The following is a 22,922-nucleotide window of genomic DNA, read 5'->3' on the forward strand; positions in this document are numbered from 1 at the left end:
AAAATGTCAGATCAAAATCTAAATGTAGAGCTTAACAAAGAAGAAGATAAACTAATTGTAGAAAATAATTCGGTGGAAGCTATGAAGAATGGTCCAAAAGCAGTCAAGAAACCTTCGGCTCTTCTATCTTTCTCATTTTATTTGGCACTTACCTATATTCTTCTATTTATAACTCTTGCTTTATTTACTGCTCCATGGGGAATTGTATTCTTGATTTTTCTAGGTCCTAATTTAATTGCTTACGCTATAGCAACTTTTTTAACTAGGATAGGAATCAAGAAAGTAAATAGAAAGTTCTTGTATGCGAGTGCAGGATTTTATTTACTTTCCGGACTTTTAGCATTCGACCCGGATTGGCAGATGTTTAGGGTTTTTCCCTATCTCTCACTAGTCCTAGTTCTAATCGGGATATTTTTAACGAAAGATACAAGTAACTAAGTTAAAAAAGCTAGGCGCAACTCTTCTTCGAACTTATTTCATATCATAAAACCATAGCCTTTAAGGCTGTGGTTTTTTAGTTTCATGATTAGAAAGAAATTGTGTTTCTATTTTTTAAAATGGTATAATAGAAAAAGAAAAAGGGAGGTGAGAAAGAATGATTGCCCAACTGGATACGAAAACTGTCTATAGTTTCATGGAGAGTATGGTTTCAATCAAGAGATATGTCAGCCTTGGAAAAGAATATGGCTATTCATCACTTGGAATCATGGATGAAGATAATCTCTATGGAGCCTATTATTTTATCAAAGAATGCCAAAAACAAGGAATTCAGCCTTTATTAGGCCTTGAGATGACAGTTCATCATAAAGATGAATGGATAAATCTACGTTTTTTAGCCCTGTCAAACCGAGGTTATCAAAACCTGATGAAGTTGTCGTCTCTAAAGATGACAGGTAAAAAAGAATGGACTGATTTTTCTTCTTACCTAGAGGATATTTGTGTTATTGTTCCCTATTATCCTGAAATTGCTGGTTTAGATTTAGGGCATGACTACTATATCGGAGTGTATCCAGATACACCTCAATCCAATTTTTCTCAACCAATTCTCCCTCTTTATCGTGTTAACTCTTTTGAACCTGAGGATTTAGAGACTCTTCAAATGCTCAAGGCGATCAAGGAAAATGTGACCTTACGAGAGGTTGATGTCCAATCTCAACAAGGCTTGTTTTTGCCTGCTGAACGTCTTGAACAGGTTTTTCTAGAGAAGTTCCCAATCGCACTGGATAATCTTGCAAGATTAATCAAGGATACCTCCTACGAGATTGATAGTAGTCTCAAGCTTCCACGTTTCAATCCAGAAAGACCTGCTGTTGAGGAACTTCGGGAAAGAGCTATCAAGGGCTTGGAAGAGAAAGGTTTACTAGATTCAGTCTATCAGGAACGTTTAGAAGAAGAACTGTCTGTGATTCATGATATGGGATTCGATGACTATTTCTTGGTTGTCTGGGACCTCTTACGTTTTGGTCGTTCCCAAGGTTATTATATGGGAATGGGACGCGGATCCGCAGTTGGAAGTTTAGTGGCCTACGCTTTAGATATTACTGGAATTGATCCTGTTGCTAAAAATCTTATCTTTGAGCGTTTCTTGAATCGTGAACGTTACACCATGCCAGATATTGATATTGATATCCCAGATATCTATCGCCCTGAGTTTATTCGCTATGTTCGTGACCGTTATGGTAGTATTCATGCTGCTCAGATTGTCACTTACTCGACCTTTGGAGCCAAGCAGGCCATCCGAGATATCTTCAAACGTTATGGTGTCCCTGAATATGAATTGACGACTATTACAAAAAAAATTGGTTCTAAAGATACTCTAACGACAGCCTATGAAGGCAATCTAGGTTTTAGACAACTCATTCAAAGTAAGATTGAGTACCAAAAGGCCTTCTCTATTGCTAAAAAGATAGAAGGTTATCCACGACAGACTTCCATTCATGCAGCTGGTGTCGTTATCAGTGACAAAAATCTAACAGACTACATTCCTCTCAAGTATGGAGAGGATATGCTCATTACCCAATATGATGCGCATGGAGTTGAAGGAAATGGCCTGCTCAAGATGGATTTCTTGGGCCTACGAAACTTAACCTTTGCTCAAAAAATGCAGGAGCTCTTATATGAAACTCAAGGTATTTCACTAAGAATTGAGGATATTGATCTTGAAGATAAGGCAACCTTAGCCCTCTTTGCTGCAGGTAAGACCAAGGGAATCTTTCAGTTTGAACAACCTGGAGCCATACGCTTATTGAAACGAGTGAAACCACAAAATTTTGAAGAAGTAGTGGCGACGACTTCCTTGAACCGACCAGGTGCGAGCGACTATATCGATAACTTTGTTGCCAGAAAACATGGTAAAGAAAAGGTTACGGTTCTAGACCCTGTGCTAGAAGATATCCTAGCTCCGACTTATGGTATTATGCTTTACCAAGAGCAGGTGATGCAAGTAGCTCAACGCTATGCAGGTTTCAGTCTTGGAAAAGCCGATATCTTGCGTCGTGCTATGGGGAAAAAGAATGCGGCTGAGATGCATCGAATGGAGGAGAGTTTTATCCAAGGGGCCCTCGAAAAAGGGCATGGACAAAAACAGGCTCAAGAAGTTTTTGCTGTAATGGAAAAATTTGCCGGTTATGGTTTTAACCGTTCGCACGCTTATGCATATGCTGCCTTAGCTTTTCAGCTTGCCTACTTTAAAACACATTTTCCAGCAATCTTCTATCAGGTCATGCTCAATTATGCTAGCGGAGATTATATTCTAGATGCGCTTGAAATGGGCTTTGAATTAGCTCCACTTTCTATCAATACGGTTCCATATCAAGATAAGTTAGCTGATAAGACAATTCATTTAGGACTCAAGACTATCAAGGGAATGCCTCGTGATTTTGCCTACTGGATTATCGAGCATCGTCCATTTAGCAGTGTTGAAGATTTTATCACACGATTACCCAAAAATTATCAAAAGATTAGCCTCTTAACCCCTTTAGTGGAAGTAGGTCTTTTTGATGGATTTGATAAAAATCGTCAAAAAATATTAACCAATCTACCAACTCTCTTTATCTTTGTAGAAGAATTAGGTAGCCTCTTTGCAGATTCTAGCTATAGTTGGACAGATACAGAGGACTTTTCAAATATTGAAAAATTCCAAAAAGAGCAGGATTGGTTAGGTGTTGGAATTAGCCAACACCCATTGCTGGTTTTAGCGAAGAATCCTTTGTATCCAATTGTGAGTTTATCTGAGCTTTCCGAGGGACAGACAGCTACAGTGCTCGTTGAAATTCAGTCTATCCGAGTGATTCGAACTAAAAAAGGTGAAAACATGGCCTTTTTGAAAGTTACTGATAGTAAAACAAGTCTGGAGGTCACTGTTTTTTCTGAACAATACCGCAAATTTAAAAATCTTTTGCACGAAGGAAGTTTCTATTACCTGAATGGAAAAGTACAAGCCAGAGATGGTCGTCTTCAATTAGTTTTAAATAATTTAAAAGAGGCAGTGAGTGAGCGTTTTTGGATTCAAGTTCCCAATCATGACCACGATTCTGAAATTTATCATATTTTAGATCAGTACAAGGGACAAATTCCTGTTGTCATTCGTTATGAAAATGAACAAAAAAATATTCTTTTGCCTGGTTATTTAGTTGCAAAAGACGCTGGCTTACAAGAATCTTTAAAACAGATTGTCATGAAAACGATTTATCGTTAAAAATCAATGAAAATAAAAGAATTTTAATTTTAAATATGGTATAATCAGTTAGAATGTTAAAGAAAAAGGAGCAAAACCAAATGAAACGTATTGCTGTTTTGACTAGTGGTGGAGACGCCCCTGGTATGAATGCTGCCATTCGTGCAGTTGTTCGTCAAGCAATCTCAGAAGGAATGGAAGTTTTTGGTATCTATGATGGATACGCTGGTATGGTTGCTGGTGAAATTTATCCACTTGATGCTGCTTCAGTAGGAGACATCATTTCACGTGGTGGTACTTTCCTTCACTCAGCCCGTTACCCTGAGTTTGCAAAACTCGAAGGTCAACTTAAAGGGATTGAGCAATTGAAAAAACACGGTATCGAAGGTGTCGTGGTTATCGGTGGTGACGGTTCTTATCATGGAGCTATGCGCCTGACTGAACATGGATTCCCTGCTATTGGACTTCCTGGAACAATCGATAACGATATCGTAGGTACTGACTTTACAATCGGATTTGACACTGCAGTAACAACTGCAATGGATGCAATCGATAAGATTCGTGATACATCATCAAGTCACCGTCGTACTTTCGTTGTTGAAGTAATGGGACGTAACGCAGGTGATATCGCTCTTTGGGCAGGTATTGCAACAGGTGCTGACGAAATCATCATCCCTGAAGAAGGCTTCAAATTTGAAGATATCGTAGCAAGCATCAAAGCTGGATATGAACACGGTAAAAAACACAACATTATCGTTTTAGCAGAAGGTGTCATGTCAGCAGCTGAATTTGGTCAAAAACTAAAAGAAGCTGGCGATACAAGCGACCTTCGTGTAACTGAACTTGGTCACATCCAACGTGGTGGTTCACCAACAGCTCGTGACCGTGTATTGGCGTCACGTATGGGTGCACACGCTGTTAAACTCCTTAAACAAGGAATCGGTGGTGTCGCTGTCGGTATTCGTAACGAGAAAATGGTTGAAAATCCAATTCTTGGAACAGCAGAAGAGGGAGCTTTGTTTAGCTTAACAGCTGATGGTAAGATTGTTGTCAATAACCCTCACAAAGCTGACCTTGAACTTTCTGACTTGAACAAGAGCTTGTCATAATCAACTTTAACTAATCTGGTAAAATGACCATAAAAGGTCGAATTATATAAAGGAGTCACAAAATCATGAACAAACGTGTAAAAATCGTTGCAACCTTAGGTCCTGCGGTAGAAATCCGTGGTGGTAAAAAATTTGGTGATGACGGATACTGGGGTGAAAAACTTGACGTTGAAGCTTCAGCTAAAAACATTGCTAAATTGATTGAAGCAGGAGCTAACACTTTCCGTTTTAACTTCTCACACGGTGACCACCAAGAACAAGGTGAACGTATGGCAACTGTTAAACTTGCAGAAAAACTTGCAGGTAAAAAAGTTGGTTTCCTTCTTGATACTAAAGGACCAGAAATCCGTACTGAATTGTTCGAAGGTGAAGCTAAAGAGTACTCATACAAAACTGGTGAAAAAATCCGTGTTGCAACTAAACAAGGTATCAAATCAACTCGTGAAGTGATTGCTTTGAACGTTGCAGGTGCGCTTGACATCTATGATGACGTTGAAGTTGGTCACCAAGTTTTGGTTGACGATGGTAAATTGGGTCTTCGTGTTTTCGCAAAAGACGATGCAACTCGTGAATTTGAAGTAGTCGTTGAAAATGACGGTATCATTGCTAAGCAGAAAGGTGTAAACATCCCAAACACTAAAATTCCTTTCCCAGCACTTGCTGAGCGCGATAACGCTGATATCCGTTTCGGTTTGGAACAAGGTATTAACTTCATCGCGATTTCATTTGTACGTACTGCAAAAGACGTTGACGAAGTTCGTGCTATCTGTGAAGAAACTGGTAACGGTCACGTTCAATTGTTCGCCAAGATCGAAAACCAACAAGGTATCGATAACTTGGACGAAATCATTGAAGCTGCTGACGGTATCATGATCGCTCGTGGTGACATGGGTATCGAAGTACCATTCGAAATGGTTCCAGTTTACCAAAAAATGATCATCACTAAAGTGAACGCAGCAGGTAAAGTTGTTATCACAGCAACAAACATGCTTGAAACAATGACTGAAAAACCACGTGCAACTCGTTCAGAAGTATCAGACGTATTTAACGCTGTTATCGACGGAACTGACGCTACAATGCTTTCAGGTGAGTCTGCAAACGGTAAATACCCACTTGAGTCAGTAACAACAATGGCTACAATTGACAAGAACGCTCAAACTCTTCTTAACGAATACGGACGTTTGAACTCAGATACTTTCGAACGTAACTCTAAGACAGAAGTTATGGCTTCAGCTGTTAAAGATGCTACTAACTCAATGAATATCAAATTGGTTGTTACCCTTACTAAGACTGGTCACACAGCTCGTTTGATTTCTAAATACCGTCCAAATGCTGATATCTTGGCATTGACATTCGACGAATTGACAGAGCGTGGATTGATGTTAAACTGGGGTGTTATCCCAATGTTAACTGAAGCTCCATCATCAACTGATGATATGTTCGAAATCGCTGAACGTAAAGCAGTTGAAGCAGGTCTTGTAGAATCTGGTGACGATATCGTTATCGTTGCAGGTGTGCCACTTGGTGAAGCAGTTCGTACAAACACAATGCGTATCCGTACAGTACGTTAATCTAACATTAAAAACCTATCATATCAGGCTTTACAGCTTGTATGATAGGTCTTTTTTTGTTTCATAAGGTCCAGAACCCGATTCGTTTAAGAAAAGAAAAAACTCTCTGGAAAAACCAGAGAGTGTGAGAGGCATCTCCATGTGAGAAACTGGTTCACACAATTTCTCAAGGTCCGCTCCTGCGTTATGACCTCCTTTGCGCAATTGTAGCTTTCGCTACATATCGACTCATCGCAGATTTTATTTTACTATAGAGCCAATACTTTGTCAAGAAAAAAACAGTCCCTAAAAAAGGAACTAATGAATTGATGCTAATTGCCGGGATCGAACCGGCGACCTCATCCTTACCATGGATGCGCTCTGCCTACTGAGCTAAATCAGCTTACTTTGAAAGTATACTATAGATTTAAGCTTTTGTCAATATGCTAATTAGTATGCTAACTCATTGGAAAAGCCCAAGTAATAAACTTGGGCTGTGAAAATTAGACTATTGTAATTTCTCTCTCTTTTTATCTGGGTTCCAAACAAAACTTGCAACAAAGGTAAAGAGGATTGTCAGAATTCCGATTATAATTGCTAGAATCAAGGCAGGGATACGGATGAGCCACCACAGTGGATTTGGTTTTTTATTGTTGTGCCACTGTTTTGTTTCCTCATCCAGTCGTTGAAATTCAGATTGGATGCGGTCTGCAACTATCTCAATTCCCTCATCATTCATCTTTTTAATATCTGAGATATCAATCGGATTTCCGAAGTTCATATCAATACGTTCACGGCTGACAAGCCCTTTTAGAGTCATAGGACCAGTATAGGTAACAGGCATAATACGAACCTTAGCCATCTTTGCGATGAGGGCTACACCACCCTTAACATCATTGGAATGACGACTACCACTTGGAAACATAATCAGTGAACGATTGCTCTTTTTAAGAACATTAATTGGATATTTGATAGCAGAAGAACCTGGGTTATCACGGTCGATAGGGAAAGCACCACACATGCGAATCCACCAACCAAAGATGCGATTTGAAAAGAGTTCTTTTTTTGCCATAAAGACAAATTGCTTTGGTTTTGTTGCAAAAGCCATATAGACTGGATCCCACCAGGTACGGTGTGGCGCAACAAGGATATAGTTTTCATCTAAACTTGGAATTTTTTCAGTATTGTGAAAGTGAGCGTTTCCATTGATTGACCATAGAATCAACATAACCAGCCCACGCAGATAAGTGTAAAACATGATGTCTCCTTCAGTTTTCTTTCTTTTATTATACCTTATCATACTAGTACAGGCAAATGTTTTTTTGTATAGGCTGAACAGCTTTTTATATGAAATTAGAAATATTCAAAAAAAAATGATATGATAGAATTTATGGATAAAAATAAAATTATGGGATTAAGCCAATCAGAAGTCAAAGAACGTCAAAAACAGGGACAGGTCAATGATTTCCAAGCTTCAGCTAGTACTAGTACATGGCAGATTGTGAAGAGAAATGTCTTTACTTTATTCAATGCTTTAAACTTTGCCATTGCCCTAGCTCTCGCCTTTGTTCAAGCCTGGAGCAACCTAGTTTTCTTTGCGGTTATCTGCTTTAATGCATTTTCTGGGATTGTAACCGAGCTACGTGCCAAACATATGGTTGATAAACTCAATCTCTTGAATAAAGAAAAAATTACGACAATTCGTGATGGACAAGAGATAGCTCTGGATCCTGAGGAGCTTGTTTTGGATGACGTGATTCGCTTGTCAGCAGGAGATCAGATTCCAAGTGATGCCATTGTATTAGAAGGTTTTGCAGAAGTCAACGAAGCCATGTTAACGGGTGAGAGCGACTTGGTGCAAAAAGAAGTAGAAGACTTAATGTTGTCGGGTAGCTTTCTTGCAAGTGGCTCTGTCTTTGCTCAGGTACATCATGTTGGGGCGGATAACTATGCTGCTAAACTCATGCTTGAAGCTAAGACAGTCAAGCCAATAAACTCTCGTATCATGAAATCGCTAGACCAGTTAGCCGGCTTTACTGGGAAAATTATCATTCCTTTCGGTATTGCTCTCTTGCTTGAAGCCTTGGTCTTAAAAGGTCTGCCACTGAAGTCTTCTGTAGTCAATTCATCTACAGCTCTTTTAGGAATGTTGCCTAAAGGTATCGCGTTACTTACTATAACTTCGCTTTTGACCGCAGTGATAAAATTAGGACTTAAAAAGGTTTTGGTGCAGGAGATGTATTCTGTTGAGACCTTGGCGCGTGTGGATATGCTCTGCTTGGATAAGACAGGGACCATCACCCAAGGGAAGATGCAGGTTGAGACGGTCCTTCCTCTTACTCAAGCTTACGACAAAGATGCCATTGCCAAAATACTAACTAGTTATATGGCACACAGTGAGGATAAAAATCCAACAGCTCAAGCTATTCGAAAGCGTTTTGCGGGAGAGGTAGCTTATCCGATGATTTCTAGCCTTCCATTTTCAAGTGATCGAAAATGGGGAGCAATGGAGTTGGAAGGTCTAGGAACTGTTTTCCTAGGCGCACCGGAGATGTTGTTGGATGCTGAAGTTCCTGAAGCTAGAGAAGCTCTTGAACGAGGATCTCGTGTCTTGGTGTTAGCGCTCAGTCAAGAAAAACTTGACCACCACAAGCCACAAAAGCCATCTGATATTCAGGCTTTGGCTTTACTTGAGATTCTAGATCCGATTCGAGAAGGGGCTGCTGAGACGCTAGACTATCTTCGTTCTCAGGAAGTGGGATTGAAAATTATCTCTGGTGATAATCCAGTCACTGTTTCAAGTATTGCTCAAAAAGCAGGTTTTGCAGACTATCAGAGCTATGTAGATTGTTCGAAAATTAATGATGAAGAATTGATAGCCATGGCTGAGGAAACAGCCATTTTCGGACGTGTTTCACCTCATCAAAAGAAACTGATCATCCAAACTCTGAAAAAAGAAGGACATACTACAGCAATGACAGGGGATGGTGTCAATGATATCCTAGCTCTCCGTGAGGCAGACTGTTCTATCGTGATGGCTGAAGGAGACCCAGCAACTCGTCAGATTGCAAATCTGGTCCTCTTGAATTCAGATTTCAATGATGTTCCTGAGATTCTCTTCGAAGGTCGTCGTGTGGTCAACAATATTGCCCACATTGCTCCGATTTTCTTGATTAAGACAATCTATTCCTTCTTGCTAGCAGTTATCTGTATTGCCAGTGCTTTGTTGGGACGTACTGAATGGATTTTGATTTTCCCATTCATTCCGATTCAGATAACTATGATTGACCAGTTTGTAGAAGGATTCCCACCGTTTGTATTAACTTTTGAACGAAATATCAAACCTGTGGAACAAAACTTCCTCAGAAAATCCATGCTTCGAGCTTTACCAAGTGCCTTGATGGTAGTTTTTAGTGTTCTCTTTGTTAAAATTTTTGGAACCAGTCAAGGCTGGACCGACATTGAAATTTCGACACTTTTGTATTATCTATTGGCATCGATTGGTTTCATGTCTGTCGTTAGAGCTTGCTTGCCATTTAGCTTGTGGCGTGTGCTATTGATTATTTGGTCAGTTGGAGGTTTCCTTGGAACAGCTCTATTCCCAAGAATCCAAAAATTGCTTGAAATTTCAACACTTACAGGTCAAACATTGCCTATCTATGGCATTATGATGCTCGTCTTTATTGTGATTTTCATACTGACAAGTCGTTATCAAGTTAAAAGATAAAGAAAGACTGCAATCCATGATTGCGGTCTTTTTTAGGTGCAGGATTGCCAGATAAAATATGGTATAATAAAGGGAAATAGAGTTTTTGAAAGTGAGAGAAGATGATTTCAAAGAGATTAGAAACAGTAGCTTCTTTTGTTCCCCAAGGAGCTGTTTTGCTGGACGTCGGGAGCGACCATGCTTATCTACCGATTGAATTACTTGAAAAAGGTCATATTGAAGCTGCCATCGCGGGTGAAGTTGTAGAGGGGCCCTATCAATCTGCAGTTAGAAATGTTGAAAGTCATGGCTTGACTGAGAAAATTCAGGTTCGTTTAGCCAATGGTTTAGCAGCTTTCGAAGTAAGTGACCAGGTCTCTGTTATCACTATTGCAGGAATGGGTGGTCGTTTGATTGCTACGATTTTAGAAGAGGGTTTGGACAAACTAGCCAATGTTGAGCGATTGATTCTTCAACCTAATAATCGTGAAGATGAGTTACGTAGTTGGTTACAAGAGCATGGATTTCAGATTGTAGCTGAAAGTATTTTAGAGGAAGCTGGAAAATTTTACGAGATTCTAGTAGTGGAAGCTGGAGAAATGAAATTGTCAGCAAGTGACACCCGTTTTGGTCCTTTTCTATCTAAAGAAAGTAGCCCCGTATTTGTCCAAAAGTGGCAAAGAGAAGCAAGTAAGCTCGAATTTGCCCTTAGTCAAATCCCAGAAAAAAATCATGAAGAACGTCAAGTTTTAGTAGATAAAATTCAAGCCATCAAGGAGGTGCTCCATGAAAGCAAGTGAAGTGATTAAGCGTTATGAAGCCTATTGTCCTCAAGAATTTTCTATGGAAGGCGATAATCGTGGACTGCAGATTGGAACTTTAGAAAAGGACATCCAAAAGGTCATGGTTGCCCTTGATATACGTGAAGATACAGTGGCAGAAGCTATTGAAAAGGGTGTAGATTTGATTATCGTTAAGCACGCGCCTATCTTCCGTCCGATAAAGGACTTGGTAGCTAGTCGCCCTCAAAATCAGATTTATATTGATCTTATTAAGCATGATATTGCAGTCTACGTTAGCCATACTAATATTGATATTGTTGAAAACGGCCTTAATGACTGGTTCTGCCAACTATTGGATATTAAGGATACAACTTTTCTACAGGAAACAGGTCCTGAACGTGGCATCGGGCGTATTGGCAATATTAAACCTCAAACGTTTGAAGAATTTGCTAGTCATGTTAAGGAAGTATTTGGTCTAGATAGTCTTCGTATGGTGTACTATAAAGATACTGATTTGCAAAAAACAATCTCAAGAGTAGCTATTTGTGGTGGCAGTGGGCAGTCTTTCTATTCTGATGCTTTAGCAAAAGGAGCTCATGTTTACATTACTGGTGACATCTATTACCACACTGCCCAAGATATGTTGTCAGACGGCTTGTTGGCTCTGGATCCAGGCCACTATATTGAAGTTCTCTTTGTTGAAAAAATTGCAGCGTTCCTGAATGAATGGAAGGAAGAGAATGCTTGGTCTCTAGAGGTTATCGCAAGTCAAGCGTCCACCAATCCATTCCATCATATCTAGTTAGAAGGTAAAGACAATGAAAAAAGTTGCCATTGTAGGTGCAGGAATTGTAGGCGCCACAGCTGCCTACTATCTTTCTAAGGAAGCTGATATCGAAGTAACTGTTTTTGATAATGGAAGTGGCCAAGCAACTAAGGCAGCGGCAGGAATTATTAGTCCCTGGTTTTCTAAACGACGCAATAAGGCTTGGTATAAGATGGCGCGCCTAGGAGCTGATTTCTATGTAGATTTATTAGCTGACCTAGAAAAATCGGGTCAACAAGTTGATTTTTACCAGCGTTCTGGTGTCTTTCTTCTTAAAAACGATGACTCTAAGCTAGAGGGGCTCTATCAACTGGCTCTGCAACGTAGAGATGAATCTCCCTTGATTGGAGAATTAGCCATTTTGGACCAAGCGACTGCTAGTAACTTATTTCCTGGTCTAGAGGGATTTGAACGTTTACTCTATGCTTCTGGTGGAGCTCGAGTAGATGGGCAACTCCTAGTGACTCGCTTACTGGGAGCCAGTCAAGTGAAGGTCATAAATAAAGAGGTCAGTCTAACCCCTCTATCATCGGGCTATCAGATAGACAATCAAATGTTTGACCAAGTCATCTTATCCACAGGAGCTTGGCTTGGCCACATCTTAGAGCCCTTAGGATATGAGGTGGATGTTCGGCCTCAAAAAGGTCAACTTAGAGATTATCAGGTTGATTTAGACATGGCAAGTTATCCCGTTGTCATGCCGGAAGGCGAGTGGGATTTGATACCATTTCCCGGCGGCAAATTATCTCTAGGAGCTACCCATGAAAATGACATGGGATTTGACCTAACAGTTGATAAGAATTTGCTCCAACAAATGGCTGAAGCAGCAAGTTCGTTTTATCCTAGCTTAAAAGATGCAATGATAAGTGGTGAACGTGTGGGGATTCGTGCTTATACGAGTGATTTTTCGCCATTTTTCGGACAAGTGCCAAACTTGTCAGGAGTATTTGTTGCGAGTGGATTAGGATCGTCAGGATTGACAACTGGACCCATTATAGGCTATCACCTAGCCCAAATGCTTCAAGGGGAAAGTGGAGTCTTGGATCCAGCGGATTATCCGACTGAAAGATATATTAAAGAGAAATAATCGTAAACTTTTTACCTAGTTTTTACGATAGGATTAGGATAGCAAATGACTTTCCCTATCAAAAATGGTAAAATGAAAAAAATAATTCAAGAATTGAGGAAAAATGATGCAAGAAAAGATTTTGGTAACAGGTGGAGCAGGTTTTATTGGAACTCACACTGTCATCGAACTGGTCCAAGCTGGACATCAAGTTGTCGTGGTGGATAACTTGGTCAACAGTAGCCGTAAAAGTTTAGAAGTAGTGGAAAGAATCACAGGGGTAGAAATTCCTTTCTACGAAGCTGATATCCGCGATACGGATACACTTCGCGATATTTTCAAACATGAAGAGCCAACAGGTGTGATTCATTTTGCTGGTTTGAAGGCAGTTGGTGAGTCAACTCGTATCCCTCTTGCCTACTATGATAACAATATTGCCGGTACAGTTAGCCTTTTGAAGGCAATGGAAGAAAATAACTGTAAGAACATTATCTTCAGTTCATCAGCAACAGTTTATGGAGATCCACATACTGTTCCAATCCTAGAAGATTTCCCACTTTCAGCTACCAACCCTTATGGCCGTACCAAGCTTATGCTGGAAGAAATCTTGACAGATATCCATAAAGCAGATTCAGAGTGGAACGTTGTCTTACTTCGTTACTTCAACCCAATTGGGGCGCATGAGAGTGGTGACCTAGGAGAAAATCCAAACGGCATTCCAAACAACCTTTTGCCATATGTAACACAAGTCGCAGTTGGTAAGTTAGAACAAGTTCAAGTCTTCGGAGATGACTACGATACTGAAGATGGAACGGGTGTTCGTGACTATATCCACGTCGTTGACCTAGCCAAAGGACACGTTGCCGCCCTTAAGAAGCTTCAAAAAGGCTCTGGACTCAATGTGTATAACCTTGGTACTGGAAAAGGCTACTCAGTTCTTGAAATTATCCAAAATATGGAAAAAGCTGTTGGACGTCCAATTCCATACCGTATCGTTGAACGTCGCCCTGGTGATATTGCAGCCTGCTACTCAGACCCAGCAAAAGCTAAAGAAGAGCTAGGTTGGGAAGCTGGACTTGGTATTACAGAAATGTGTGAAGATGCATGGCGTTGGCAAAGTAAACATCCAAATGGATTTGAAGACTAATCGTTTGATTAAACAAAAAAAGAGGAAGTAATTCCTCTTTTTTTATAAATTTATATGTGGTTGAAATAAAAAAATTGATTAGTGCTTAAGTGATAGAAAAATGTCTTAAAAGAACAGTTTATTTATTATTGAAATGCTGGAACAAATAAAAGTAAAATTGTATAAAAATAGCTAGCAAAAGACTATAATTTTCTAGAAAAATATGCTAAACTAGAGGGAGTGGAAATTAGAGATCGATGTTCCACCAAATTTTAAGATTCATCTATAATCAGAGCACGAGTAGGGCAATTTTTAACGGCTTCTAAAATGTCGTCGTTGCAAGCAATTTCTCGCTCTAATTGCTCAGATTCATCGTAAAAACGGACAATACCATTATCATGGTAATCAAATAATTCGGAATAAGTTTGGCAGAGCCCACAAGCGATGCAACGTTCAGGTATAAGTCTAATCTTCATATTTATATTGTAATAAGAAACTAAAAAAAACTCAAGGAGTAAGGTATGGAAAAGGAACCGTGGCAAGAAGATATTTATGAAAACCAAGAAGAGGAATCAAGAACAGAACGCCGTCAACGAAACAAAAAAGGTTCAGGTGTCGTTGCCAATCGTATTTTAACGGTTCTAGCTATTCTCTTCTTTGTGATTGTTGTTGGGATGGTAGTCGTATTGGTCTACTTGTCATCAGGCGGAAGTGATCGCACTTCAGTTTTGAAAGATTTTTATGATTCTTCAGCTCCAAAAGTAGAAGAAGTTACAACAGTGGCTACTACTGCGCAGTCAACAGAGTCAACAGAAGCAGAGACAACTCAACAAGAACATACAGAGGCACGTACTGATTCTGAAGGAACTATTACAGTCATGGCAGGAGAAGGGGAAGCAGCCATTGCGGCTCGCGCTGGAATCTCTATTGCTCAACTTGAAGCCTTGAATCCTGGTCATATGTCTTCAGGAACTTGGTTTGCAAATCCTGGGGATGTCCTTAAGACAAGATAGGAGTGACAATGAAAACAATTCAGATTGCTATTGATGGGCCAGCTTCCAGTGGTAAGAGTACAGTAGCTAAGATTATTGCTAAGGACTTTGGCTATACTTATCTGGATACAGGCGCTATGTATCGTGCGGCGACTTACATCGCATTGAAAAATCAAATTAGCCCAGATGAGCCATCTCAACTTCTTGAATTATTGGAACAATATCCAATTAGCTTTGGACGTGCTGAAAATGGAGAACAACTTGTTTTCGTTGGAGATGTAGATGTAACAAATCCAATCCGTGAAAATGAAGTAACCAATGCTGTTTCTGCCTTCGCAGCTATTCCAGCTGTTCGAGAAAAATTAGTAGCCCTCCAGCAAGAGATTGCCCAGCAAGGTGGTATTGTCATGGATGGTCGCGATATTGGTACAGTGGTCTTGCCTAAGGCTGAATTGAAGATTTTTCTTGTAGCATCTGTAGATGAACGTGCAGAACGTCGTTACAAAGAAAATCTTTCAAAGGGAATCGAAACGGATTTGGAAACTTTGAAGGAAGAGATTGCTGCGCGTGACTACAAAGATAGTCATCGTGAAACTTCGCCTCTAAAACAAGCTGAGGATGCAATCTATTTAGATACAACTGGACTCTCTATTTTAGAGGTTGTTGAAAAAATCAAATCAGAAGCACAAAAATATTTATAAGAAACTAAAAAAACGATGAACCGGGTTTCGGTTGATCGTTTTTTTATCATGATTTGTCAAATAGCCTGTTTTAAGGTATAATAGTTGCTGTTAAAGAAAATTTGACAATCAAACAATCAACATTTTTTAAGGAGATAACATGAGTCAATTACCAAATTGCCCAAAATGTAATTCAGAATACGTATATGAAGATGGCACACTTCTTGTTTGCCCAGAATGTGCTTATGAGTGGAATCCTGCTGAGCAAGCAGAGGTTGAAGAAGGAGTTGTTGCCATCGATGCAAATGGAAATAAACTAGCTGATGGAGATACAGTCACTTTGATTAAGGACCTTAAGGTAAAAGGTGCACCTAAAGACCTGAAGCAAGGAACTCGTGTGAAAAACATTCGTATTGTTGAAGGTGACCACAACATCGACTGTAAGATTGATGGTTTTGGCGCTATGAAACTTAAATCAGAATTTGTGAAGAAGATTTAATCATGATTAAAAACGAAAAAGTAATATTTTATAGTCGTATCGTTTTATTTATAGCAGCCTTTACCGGTGTATACTTGGAGATTACCAAACGCGGTGGTTTAGGGATGTTGCTTTACTACACAGTACTTTCTAACCTTTTGGTTGTACTCTTTACAGGATATCTTTTGTTAAAGATGCGTAGTGGAGGTGATAGTTGGCAGAGTCCTGGTATTCTACGTCTCAAAGGTGGTGTCACTATGAGTATTATGATTACTTGTGTCATCTATCATTTCATGCTAGCTCCTTTGACGACAGATTTTTATCGTTTGGAAAATTTCCTGTGCCATTATATTGTCCCTCTCTGGTTTTTAGCAGATACAATTATTTTTGACAAGAGTCGCCAATATAAGTTGGTTGATCCCATGCTTTGGACTAGCCTTCCTTTGCTTTATATGATTTTTGCCCTTTTAAACGGTTTTGTTTTAAAGATGGATGTCCCTAATGCTAAGGATAGTCCCTTCCCTTATTTCTTTTTGAATGCTACCAAACATGGTTGGGGCTTTGTCTTTAAATGGGCAGCAACTATCTTTGTTGCTTATATGGTTTCAGGATATCTCTTTTATCTTGTGAAAAGTATTAAGAAATCTAAGAATTAAAAGTACCCAATGTGGGTGCTTTTTTTGTGATAGAGATAATTGTACCCGGACAAATCGATTTATTTTATCTTGTTATGCAGTCTTTTATACCTTACAATAAAACTGTAGCTACCAATACAACTATTGAGGATGAAAAAAATGACTGAAAATCGTTATGAATTAAATAAGAATTTAGCACAGATGCTTAAAGGTGGCGTCATCATGGATGTCCAAAACCCTGAACAGGCAAGAATTGCTGAGGCTGCAGGTGCGGCAGCAGTTATGGCTTTGGAACGAATCCCAGCTGATATTCGTGCAGCGGGTGGTGTCTCTCGCATGAGTGATCCAAAGATGATTAAGGAAATCCAAGAAGCAGTCAGCATTCCAGTTATGGCTAAGGTTCGAATTGGGCATTTTGTTGAAGCTCAGATTTTAGAAGCTATCGAGATTGACTATATTGATGAGAGCGAAGTTCTATCTCCAGCTGACGATCGTTTCCATGTGGACAAGAAAGAATTTCAAGTTCCTTTTGTTTGTGGTGCTAAAGACCTAGGAGAAGCCTTGCGCCGTATCGCTGAAGGAGCTTCTATGATTCGTACAAAAGGAGAACCAGGAACAGGAGATATCGTTCAGGCGGTTCGTCATATGCGTATGATGAATCAAGAAATTCGCCGCATTCAAAACCTCCGTGAGGACGAGTTATATGTTGCTGCCAAAGAACTCCAAGTACCTGTAGAATTAGTTCAATATGTCCACGAACATGGGAAATTACCAGTTGTTAACTTTGCGGCTGGAGGGGTTGCAACACCAGCGGACGCTGCTCTTATGATGCAGCTAGGTGCAGAAGGTGTGTTTGTTGGCTCAGGGATTTTCAAATCAGGTGATCCTGTTAAACGTGCGGCAGCAATTGTCAAAGCTGTTACCAATTATCAGAATCCTCAAATTCTGGCTCAAATCTCTGAAGATTTAGGAGAAGCCATGGTTGGTATCAATGAGAATGAAATCCAAATTCTCATGGCGGAGCGAGGAAAATAGATGAAAATCGGAATCTTGGCCTTGCAAGGTGCCTTTGTAGAACACGAGAAAATGCTTGCTCAACTAGGAGTTGAAAGTATTGAACTGCGAAACCTAGAAGATTTTCAGCAACACCAGAGTGACCTGTCGGGGTTAGTCTTGCCAGGGGGAGAGTCTACAACTATGGGGAAACTGTTGCGAGATCAGCAGATGCTAATTCCTATAAGAGAGGCTATTCTCAATGGTTTACCAGTCTTTGGAACTTGTGCGGGTTTAATTTTGCTAGCAAAACAAATCACTTCTAAAGAGGAAAGCCATCTAGCGACCATGGATATTGTGGTAGAGCGCAATGCCTATGGACGTCAGCTAGGAAGCTTTTATACAGAAGCTGACTGCAAGGGCGTTGGTAAAATTCCAATGACCTTTATCCGTGGACCTATTATTAGTGAAGTTGGTAAGGGTGTTGATGTTCTAGCAGTAGTGAATCATCAAATCGTTGCGGCACAAGAAAAGAATATGCTGGTAACCTCCTTTCATCCTGAATTGACAAATGATCTTCGCCTGCATCAGTACTTTATGAATATGTGTAAATAAAAAAAGAGGTTGGGATTTTTCCCAACTTCTTTTTTACATGTAATAAACAATAGCGATATATTGGAGAGCAGAGGCTGCTAGGATAAAGAGATGCCAAATCATATGGAAGTATGGTTTCTTTTTAGCGTAGAATCCAGCGCCAACTGTATAGCAAAGGCCACCTGATACCATAAGACTCCAAAACATTGGACTTGTCTGACTGATGATTGCTGGTAAGATAGCCAATACAAGCCATCCCATGATGAGGTAAAGGATGAGGCTGAATTTTTCATTGACCTTCTTGGCAAAGATTTTATAAAGAATACCGAAAATAGTTGTCCCCCATTGGATAGCAATAATGAGATAACCAAACCAATTATTCATCAGGGTTAAAACCACTGGGGTATAAGAACCTGCAATGGCAACATAAATCATAGAATGGTCAATAATTCGTAACACATATTTATGAGTCGAACCATAAGCCATAGAATGATAAATAGATGATGATAAGAACATGAGAAAGAGGCTGATGACGAAGATGGAAACACCGATAGACGATAAGAAACCATGTACCTCATAACTATAGGTTGATGAAATAGGAAGTAGGATGAGCATGATAAATGCTCCTACAGCATGGGTGACACTGTTGGCAATTTCTTCTCCAAAACTAAGTCGTTTACTAAGTTTGAAACTAGTATTCATTTGTTTCCTCCTTTTCGGTTTCTGTATAGACTAGTGCAAGTGTTTGATGATAGAGTTTGACTGTTTGGCAGCTTGCCTGGATAATGGGATTAGCTGGATCAATATCTTCATTCATATAGTCCACAAAAGCATTGTAAAGTTCTTCTGAATTAGTGTCTGTGTGTAGGGTATTAAGGGTTTGAGCAATTTCTTGGATAGAAAAAACAGACTTGAGAGTGGTAATAGCAATCAATCGTGCGATGTGTTTGCGTTGATATTTTTTCTTTTCAGGTTTACTGATATAACCGTGTTTGACATAGTTGTTCACCATGGATGCTGTCAAACCTTTCTCCTTGTCAGGAGAAGCTGGAGGACAGATTTGATTGACATAGAGCAGAACTTGGTCCAGATAGAGATTGATACTTGGAATTTCTTCCCATTTTGGATAGGAAAAAGTGGTATTCATTTTCAACTCCTTTTTATCTAGTTTTAATAACTAGATTATAAAATATTAGAAATAATAAGTCAAGTTTCAAGTGCTTGTAGAAAGAAATAATTTATGCTATGATGAGAGAAAATAGTATGAAAAGAGGATAAATGATGGAGATTCGCTTAGCCTTTCCAAACGAAGTTGATGCAATTATGCAAGTGATTGAGGGAGCCAAGAAATGTTTGGCAGAAGCTGGTAGCACTCAGTGGCAAAACGGCTACCCAGATGCAGATACCATTATTGAAGATATCATCTCTGGTCAAGCTTATGTAGCCCTAGACGAAGGCGACCTCTTAGCCTATGCAGCAGTGACTAAGAGCCCAGAAAAAGCTTATGAAGCAATCTATGATGGCAACTGGGAGGGAAATGAAGCAGAATACTTAGTATTTCACCGTATTGCCGTTGCTAGAGATGCGCAAGGTCAAGGTGTTGCTCAGACCTTTTTAGAAGGCTTGATTGAAGGCTTCGATTACCTAGATTTTCGTTCAGATACACACGCTAAAAACAAGGCTATGCAGCATATCTTTGAAAAACTTGGCTTCAAACAGGTTGGTAAAGTTCCAGTAGACGGGGAACGCTTGGCCTATCAAAAATTAAAATCAAATGTCTAAGAAGCATGTAAAGATGCTATACAAGTCACCGATTGGTCCCCTATCTCTGGTAGCAGATGACCACTATTTGTTTGGGATATGGATTGAAGAAGAGAGCGATTTTGAGAAGGGATTATCTGAAAATGATGTAACTGTTGTTGAGAGTCATCCCATTTTAAATCAAATTACTTCCTATTTAGAGACTTATTTTAAGGGGCAAGATCAAGACTTATCTGAATTACCTTTAGCTCCTGTCGGTAGTGACTTTGAAAAAAGAGTCTGGAACTACTTGCGGGGAATTCCTTTTGGTCAGACAGTTACTTATGGGCAAATAGCTAAGGACTTGCAGGTGGCTTCTGCTCAAGCAGTCGGAGGAGCAGTAAGTCGCAATACCTGGTCTATCCTTGTACCCTGTCACCGTGTGCTAGGTGCTGGAGGACGTCTGACAGGCTATGCTTGGGGACTCGAAAAGAAGGCTTGGCTTTTGAGGCATGAAGGTGCAAGTTATCAAGAAAATAAAAAATAGAAAGAGAAGAAAATGTTAGAATTTATCGAATATCCAAAATGTACAACTTGTAAAAAAGCTAAGAAAGAATTAGATCAACTCGGACTAGAATATAAAGACGTTCATATCGTTGAAGAGACTCCGAGTGAAAAGGTCATTTTAAACTGGCTCGAAACTTCGGGATTTGAATTGAAGCAATTTTTCAATACTAGTGGTATCAAATACCGTGAACTGGGTTTGAAAGATAAAGTTGGAACATTGTCAAACAAAGAAGCAGCCAAACTCTTGGCCAGTGATGGTATGCTGTTAAAACGTCCGATATTAGTTGAAAATGGTCTTGTAAAACAAATTGGCTATCGTAAATCATACAAGGACTTGGATTTGAATTAGTTTTTTTCTATCTCCTTGATAGATAATATATATAACCTCCCACTTTTAAAGTATGATAAACTAGAAGGTAGATGAAATCTGATATGCTCGTAGCAAATATTTTTAATTAGAGCATAAGTATGATAGAATGAATCATTATCTTGAGAGGATGTTTCTATGAATGTTACAACGATTTTAGCATCTGATTGGTATCAAAATTTGATGCAATATATTCCAGATGGCAAACTTTTTAGTTGGCGTTCTGTCTTTGATGGGATCCCAAGAATTGTACAGCAATTACCTACAACATTGATGTTAACGGTATTTGGTGCCTTTTTTGGTATCATGCTAGCCCTAATATTTGCTATCGTTAAAATCAACCGAGTTAGATTTATATACCCATTACAAGCCTTTTTTGTAAGTTTCTTAAAAGGAACCCCAATTTTAGTTCAACTAATGTTGACTTATTATGGGATTCCATTAGCTTTGAAAGCCTTGAATCAACAATGGGGAACTTCTCTGAACATTAATGCGATTCCAGCAGCAACATTTGCGATTGTGGCTTTTGCTTTTAACGAGGCGGCCTATGCTAGTGAAACCATCCGTGCAGCAATTCTTTCTGTAAATCCTGGTGAGATTGAAGCTGCCCGTAGTCTTGGAATGACACGCGCACAAGTTTACCGTCGTGTGATTATTCCCAATGCAGCAGTAGTGGCAACACCAACCTTGATTAACTCCTTGATTGGCTTGACCAAGGGGACTTCCCTAGCCTTCAGTGCAGGTGTTGTAGAAGTCTTTGCCCAAGCTCAGATTTTGGGTGGTGCAGACTATCGTTACTTTGAACGTTTTATCTCAGTTGCCCTTGTCTACTGGGTGGTAAATATCGTTATTGAAAATCTTGGCCGTTTCATTGAAAGAAAAATGGCTATTACAGCACCAGATAATGTTGAGACAGATGTGAAAGGAGAGCTTCGCTAATGATTAAAATTTCAAATTTAAGCAAATCCTTTTCAGGTCAAACCGTTTTAGACCATCTGAACTTAGATATTCAAAAAGGAGAAGTTGTTGCCTTAATTGGTTCTTCAGGAGCTGGGAAATCAACTTTTCTTCGTAGCCTAAACTATCTAGAAACTCCTGATAGTGGTTCTATTCAGATTGATGATTTCAAAGTTGATTTTTCTCAAATTACGCAAGAAGAAATTCTAACTCTTCGTCGCAAACTATCGATGGTTTTCCAACAGTTTAATTTATTTGAGCGTAGAACAGCGCTAGACAATGTTAAAGAAGGCTTGGTGGTCGTTAAAAAACTATCGGACGAAGAAGCAACTGAAATTGCTAAGGAAGAGCTAGCTAAGGTTGGGCTTTCTGATCGTGAACAGCATTATCCGCGTCACTTGTCAGGGGGGCAAAAACAACGGGTCGCAATAGCGCGTGCTCTAGCCATGAAACCAGACGTCTTACTCTTGGATGAACCAACTTCAGCACTGGACCCAGAATTGGTTGGTGAGGTAGAAAGATCGATCGCTAATGCTGCAAAATCAGGTCAAACTATGGTTTTGGTTAGTCACGATATGTCATTTGTTGCTCAAGTAGCTGATAAGGTTTTATTCTTGGATAAAGGAAAGATTATTGAATCTGGAACACCGGATGAGATTATCAACCATCCTAAAGAAGAACGAACAAAAGAGTTCTTTGCTAGTTACAAACGGACCTATATTTGATATAATAGAAGATAAGAAAAACTCAGTTGGCTAAGCTAACTGGGTTTGCTCTTTAAAAATAATAGAAATGAGAGAGAGCATGCTAGTTCAGCTATTTGCTTTGTATTTAGAGAGTTTGGTTTTGACGATTTTACTAGTCTTGGTTGTCTTAGGGATTTGGATTGGTTTAAGAGCTCTATCAGGTGTGGATAAAACTGCCAAGGAGCGTCAGGCTCACCTCTATGATATGATTATGATTGGAGTTCTAACAATTCCAGTATTGTCTTTTGCAACCATGAGCATCTTGTTGGTTCTCAAGGCGTAATAGTTGTCAAATAGGATTTCATCCGTTAGAATAATAATAGTTACAACAA

Annotated in this window: 25 protein-coding genes and 1 tRNA gene; 21 read left to right on the top strand and 5 right to left on the bottom strand. The window is 39.5% G+C overall.

Annotation, left to right across the window (positions count from 1 at the left end; translation table 11 throughout):
• Nucleotides 1-3 precede the first annotated feature (3 nt).
• The 4 genes from ACWPUA_RS00905 (at nucleotide 4) to pyk (ending at nucleotide 6,356) form a co-directional block, all read left to right on the top strand.
• Nucleotides 4-438, top strand: a complete 435-nt coding sequence (locus ACWPUA_RS00905; protein WP_006152527.1) for a hypothetical protein — start codon at nucleotides 4-6, stop codon at nucleotides 436-438.
• A gap of 157 nt (nucleotides 439-595) precedes the next feature.
• The gene (locus tag ACWPUA_RS00910; protein ID WP_036757702.1) at nucleotides 596-3,697 is read left to right on the top strand and encodes a DNA polymerase III subunit alpha; all 3,102 of its coding nucleotides are present in this window, start codon (nucleotides 596-598) and stop codon (nucleotides 3,695-3,697) included.
• An 80-nt stretch (nucleotides 3,698-3,777) separates the two neighbouring features.
• Complete coding sequence (pfkA, locus tag ACWPUA_RS00915) at nucleotides 3,778-4,785, top strand: 6-phosphofructokinase (RefSeq protein WP_004253883.1); 1,008 nt, start codon at nucleotides 3,778-3,780, stop codon at nucleotides 4,783-4,785.
• A 65-nt stretch (nucleotides 4,786-4,850) separates the two neighbouring features.
• Nucleotides 4,851-6,356, top strand: a complete 1,506-nt coding sequence (pyk, locus tag ACWPUA_RS00920; RefSeq protein WP_454378601.1) for a pyruvate kinase — start codon at nucleotides 4,851-4,853, stop codon at nucleotides 6,354-6,356.
• A 309-nt stretch (nucleotides 6,357-6,665) separates the two neighbouring features.
• Here the strand turns inward: pyk and ACWPUA_RS00925 are convergent.
• Nucleotides 6,666-6,738 (bottom strand) — tRNA-Thr (locus ACWPUA_RS00925).
• A gap of 105 nt (nucleotides 6,739-6,843) precedes the next feature.
• Nucleotides 6,844-7,593: a lysophospholipid acyltransferase family protein gene (locus ACWPUA_RS00930; RefSeq protein WP_454378603.1), complete on the bottom strand. Its 750-nt coding sequence runs from the start codon at nucleotides 7,591-7,593 to the stop codon at nucleotides 6,844-6,846.
• Between the two features lie 132 nt (nucleotides 7,594-7,725).
• Between ACWPUA_RS00930 and ACWPUA_RS00935 the strand changes: the two genes are divergently transcribed.
• From ACWPUA_RS00935 to galE, 5 genes are all read left to right on the top strand, one after another.
• Nucleotides 7,726-10,062 (top strand): cation-translocating P-type ATPase, encoded by a 2,337-nt coding sequence (locus ACWPUA_RS00935; protein WP_454378605.1) that lies wholly within the window; start codon nucleotides 7,726-7,728, stop codon nucleotides 10,060-10,062.
• Nucleotides 10,063-10,163: 101 nt separating this feature from the next.
• Nucleotides 10,164-10,841 carry a tRNA (adenine(22)-N(1))-methyltransferase gene (locus ACWPUA_RS00940; RefSeq protein ID WP_281137389.1) on the top strand — a complete coding sequence of 226 codons (678 nt, stop codon included), beginning with the start codon at nucleotides 10,164-10,166 and terminating at the stop codon, nucleotides 10,839-10,841.
• Nucleotides 10,828-11,625 (top strand): Nif3-like dinuclear metal center hexameric protein, encoded by a 798-nt coding sequence (locus tag ACWPUA_RS00945; RefSeq protein WP_454378607.1) that lies wholly within the window; start codon nucleotides 10,828-10,830, stop codon nucleotides 11,623-11,625. Before ACWPUA_RS00940 ends, ACWPUA_RS00945 begins: the two co-directional genes overlap by 14 nt.
• Before the next feature lie 16 nt (nucleotides 11,626-11,641).
• Nucleotides 11,642-12,736, top strand: a complete 1,095-nt coding sequence (locus ACWPUA_RS00950; RefSeq protein ID WP_454378609.1) for an NAD(P)/FAD-dependent oxidoreductase — start codon at nucleotides 11,642-11,644, stop codon at nucleotides 12,734-12,736.
• A 106-nt stretch (nucleotides 12,737-12,842) separates the two neighbouring features.
• A complete protein-coding gene (gene galE, locus ACWPUA_RS00955; RefSeq protein WP_006152548.1) occupies nucleotides 12,843-13,862 on the top strand; it encodes a UDP-glucose 4-epimerase GalE in 1,020 nt (339 codons plus the stop codon).
• A gap of 251 nt (nucleotides 13,863-14,113) precedes the next feature.
• On the opposite strand, the gene ACWPUA_RS00960 is transcribed toward galE, so the two are convergent.
• On the bottom strand, nucleotides 14,114-14,317 hold the full coding sequence (locus tag ACWPUA_RS00960; protein WP_006148835.1) for a ferredoxin: 204 nt from the start codon (nucleotides 14,315-14,317) through the stop codon (nucleotides 14,114-14,116).
• A gap of 45 nt (nucleotides 14,318-14,362) precedes the next feature.
• Here ACWPUA_RS00960 and ACWPUA_RS00965 point away from each other — a divergent pair, with 45 nt between their 5' ends.
• The 6 genes from ACWPUA_RS00965 to pdxT all read left to right on the top strand — a co-directional run bounded on the left by ACWPUA_RS00965 (nucleotide 14,363) and on the right by pdxT (nucleotide 18,234).
• Complete coding sequence (locus ACWPUA_RS00965) at nucleotides 14,363-14,854, top strand: SAG1386/EF1546 family surface-associated protein (protein ID WP_454378611.1); 492 nt, start codon at nucleotides 14,363-14,365, stop codon at nucleotides 14,852-14,854.
• A gap of 8 nt (nucleotides 14,855-14,862) precedes the next feature.
• On the top strand, nucleotides 14,863-15,534 hold the full coding sequence (gene cmk / locus ACWPUA_RS00970) for a (d)CMP kinase (protein ID WP_454378613.1): 672 nt from the start codon (nucleotides 14,863-14,865) through the stop codon (nucleotides 15,532-15,534).
• Between the two features lie 139 nt (nucleotides 15,535-15,673).
• Entirely contained in the window at nucleotides 15,674-16,012 is a 339-nt protein-coding gene (locus tag ACWPUA_RS00975; RefSeq protein ID WP_006149888.1) for a zinc ribbon domain-containing protein YjdM, read from the top strand.
• Between the two features lie 2 nt (nucleotides 16,013-16,014).
• Nucleotides 16,015-16,647 (top strand): Pr6Pr family membrane protein, encoded by a 633-nt coding sequence (locus ACWPUA_RS00980; RefSeq protein WP_454378615.1) that lies wholly within the window; start codon nucleotides 16,015-16,017, stop codon nucleotides 16,645-16,647.
• Nucleotides 16,648-16,785: 138 nt separating this feature from the next.
• The gene (pdxS, locus tag ACWPUA_RS00985; RefSeq protein WP_006153788.1) at nucleotides 16,786-17,661 is read left to right on the top strand and encodes a pyridoxal 5'-phosphate synthase lyase subunit PdxS; all 876 of its coding nucleotides are present in this window, start codon (nucleotides 16,786-16,788) and stop codon (nucleotides 17,659-17,661) included.
• A complete protein-coding gene (gene pdxT, locus ACWPUA_RS00990) occupies nucleotides 17,662-18,234 on the top strand; it encodes a pyridoxal 5'-phosphate synthase glutaminase subunit PdxT (RefSeq protein WP_454378617.1) in 573 nt (190 codons plus the stop codon).
• A gap of 33 nt (nucleotides 18,235-18,267) precedes the next feature.
• Here the strand turns inward: pdxT and trhA are convergent, their stop codons facing one another.
• Nucleotides 18,268-18,915, bottom strand: coding sequence for a PAQR family membrane homeostasis protein TrhA (trhA, locus tag ACWPUA_RS00995; protein WP_223332762.1), 648 nt, complete (start codon nucleotides 18,913-18,915; stop codon nucleotides 18,268-18,270).
• Entirely contained in the window at nucleotides 18,905-19,360 is a 456-nt protein-coding gene (locus ACWPUA_RS01000; protein WP_454378620.1) for a DUF1836 domain-containing protein, read from the bottom strand. The genes trhA and ACWPUA_RS01000 overlap by 11 nt, the downstream gene beginning before the upstream one ends.
• A gap of 134 nt (nucleotides 19,361-19,494) precedes the next feature.
• Between ACWPUA_RS01000 and ACWPUA_RS01005 the strand changes: the two genes are divergently transcribed.
• The 6 genes from ACWPUA_RS01005 to ACWPUA_RS01030 all read left to right on the top strand — a co-directional run bounded on the left by ACWPUA_RS01005 (nucleotide 19,495) and on the right by ACWPUA_RS01030 (nucleotide 22,873).
• Nucleotides 19,495-19,995, top strand: a complete 501-nt coding sequence (locus tag ACWPUA_RS01005) for a GNAT family N-acetyltransferase (protein ID WP_371500759.1) — start codon at nucleotides 19,495-19,497, stop codon at nucleotides 19,993-19,995.
• A gap of 13 nt (nucleotides 19,996-20,008) precedes the next feature.
• Nucleotides 20,009-20,500 (top strand): methylated-DNA--[protein]-cysteine S-methyltransferase, encoded by a 492-nt coding sequence (locus tag ACWPUA_RS01010; RefSeq protein WP_454378622.1) that lies wholly within the window; start codon nucleotides 20,009-20,011, stop codon nucleotides 20,498-20,500.
• Nucleotides 20,501-20,512: 12 nt separating this feature from the next.
• Complete coding sequence (locus tag ACWPUA_RS01015) at nucleotides 20,513-20,869, top strand: Spx/MgsR family RNA polymerase-binding regulatory protein (protein WP_223332764.1); 357 nt, start codon at nucleotides 20,513-20,515, stop codon at nucleotides 20,867-20,869.
• 156 nt (nucleotides 20,870-21,025) lie between these two features.
• Nucleotides 21,026-21,826 carry an amino acid ABC transporter permease gene (locus ACWPUA_RS01020; RefSeq protein WP_223332766.1) on the top strand — a complete coding sequence of 267 codons (801 nt, stop codon included), beginning with the start codon at nucleotides 21,026-21,028 and terminating at the stop codon, nucleotides 21,824-21,826.
• On the top strand, nucleotides 21,826-22,569 hold the full coding sequence (locus ACWPUA_RS01025) for an amino acid ABC transporter ATP-binding protein (RefSeq protein ID WP_004253930.1): 744 nt from the start codon (nucleotides 21,826-21,828) through the stop codon (nucleotides 22,567-22,569). The genes ACWPUA_RS01020 and ACWPUA_RS01025 overlap by 1 nt, the downstream gene beginning before the upstream one ends.
• Before the next feature lie 79 nt (nucleotides 22,570-22,648).
• A complete protein-coding gene (locus tag ACWPUA_RS01030; protein WP_006152536.1) occupies nucleotides 22,649-22,873 on the top strand; it encodes a DUF4059 family protein in 225 nt (74 codons plus the stop codon).
• Nucleotides 22,874-22,922: the final 49 nt, after the last annotated feature.

Source organism: Streptococcus sp. Marseille-Q6504 (assembly GCF_965111625.1).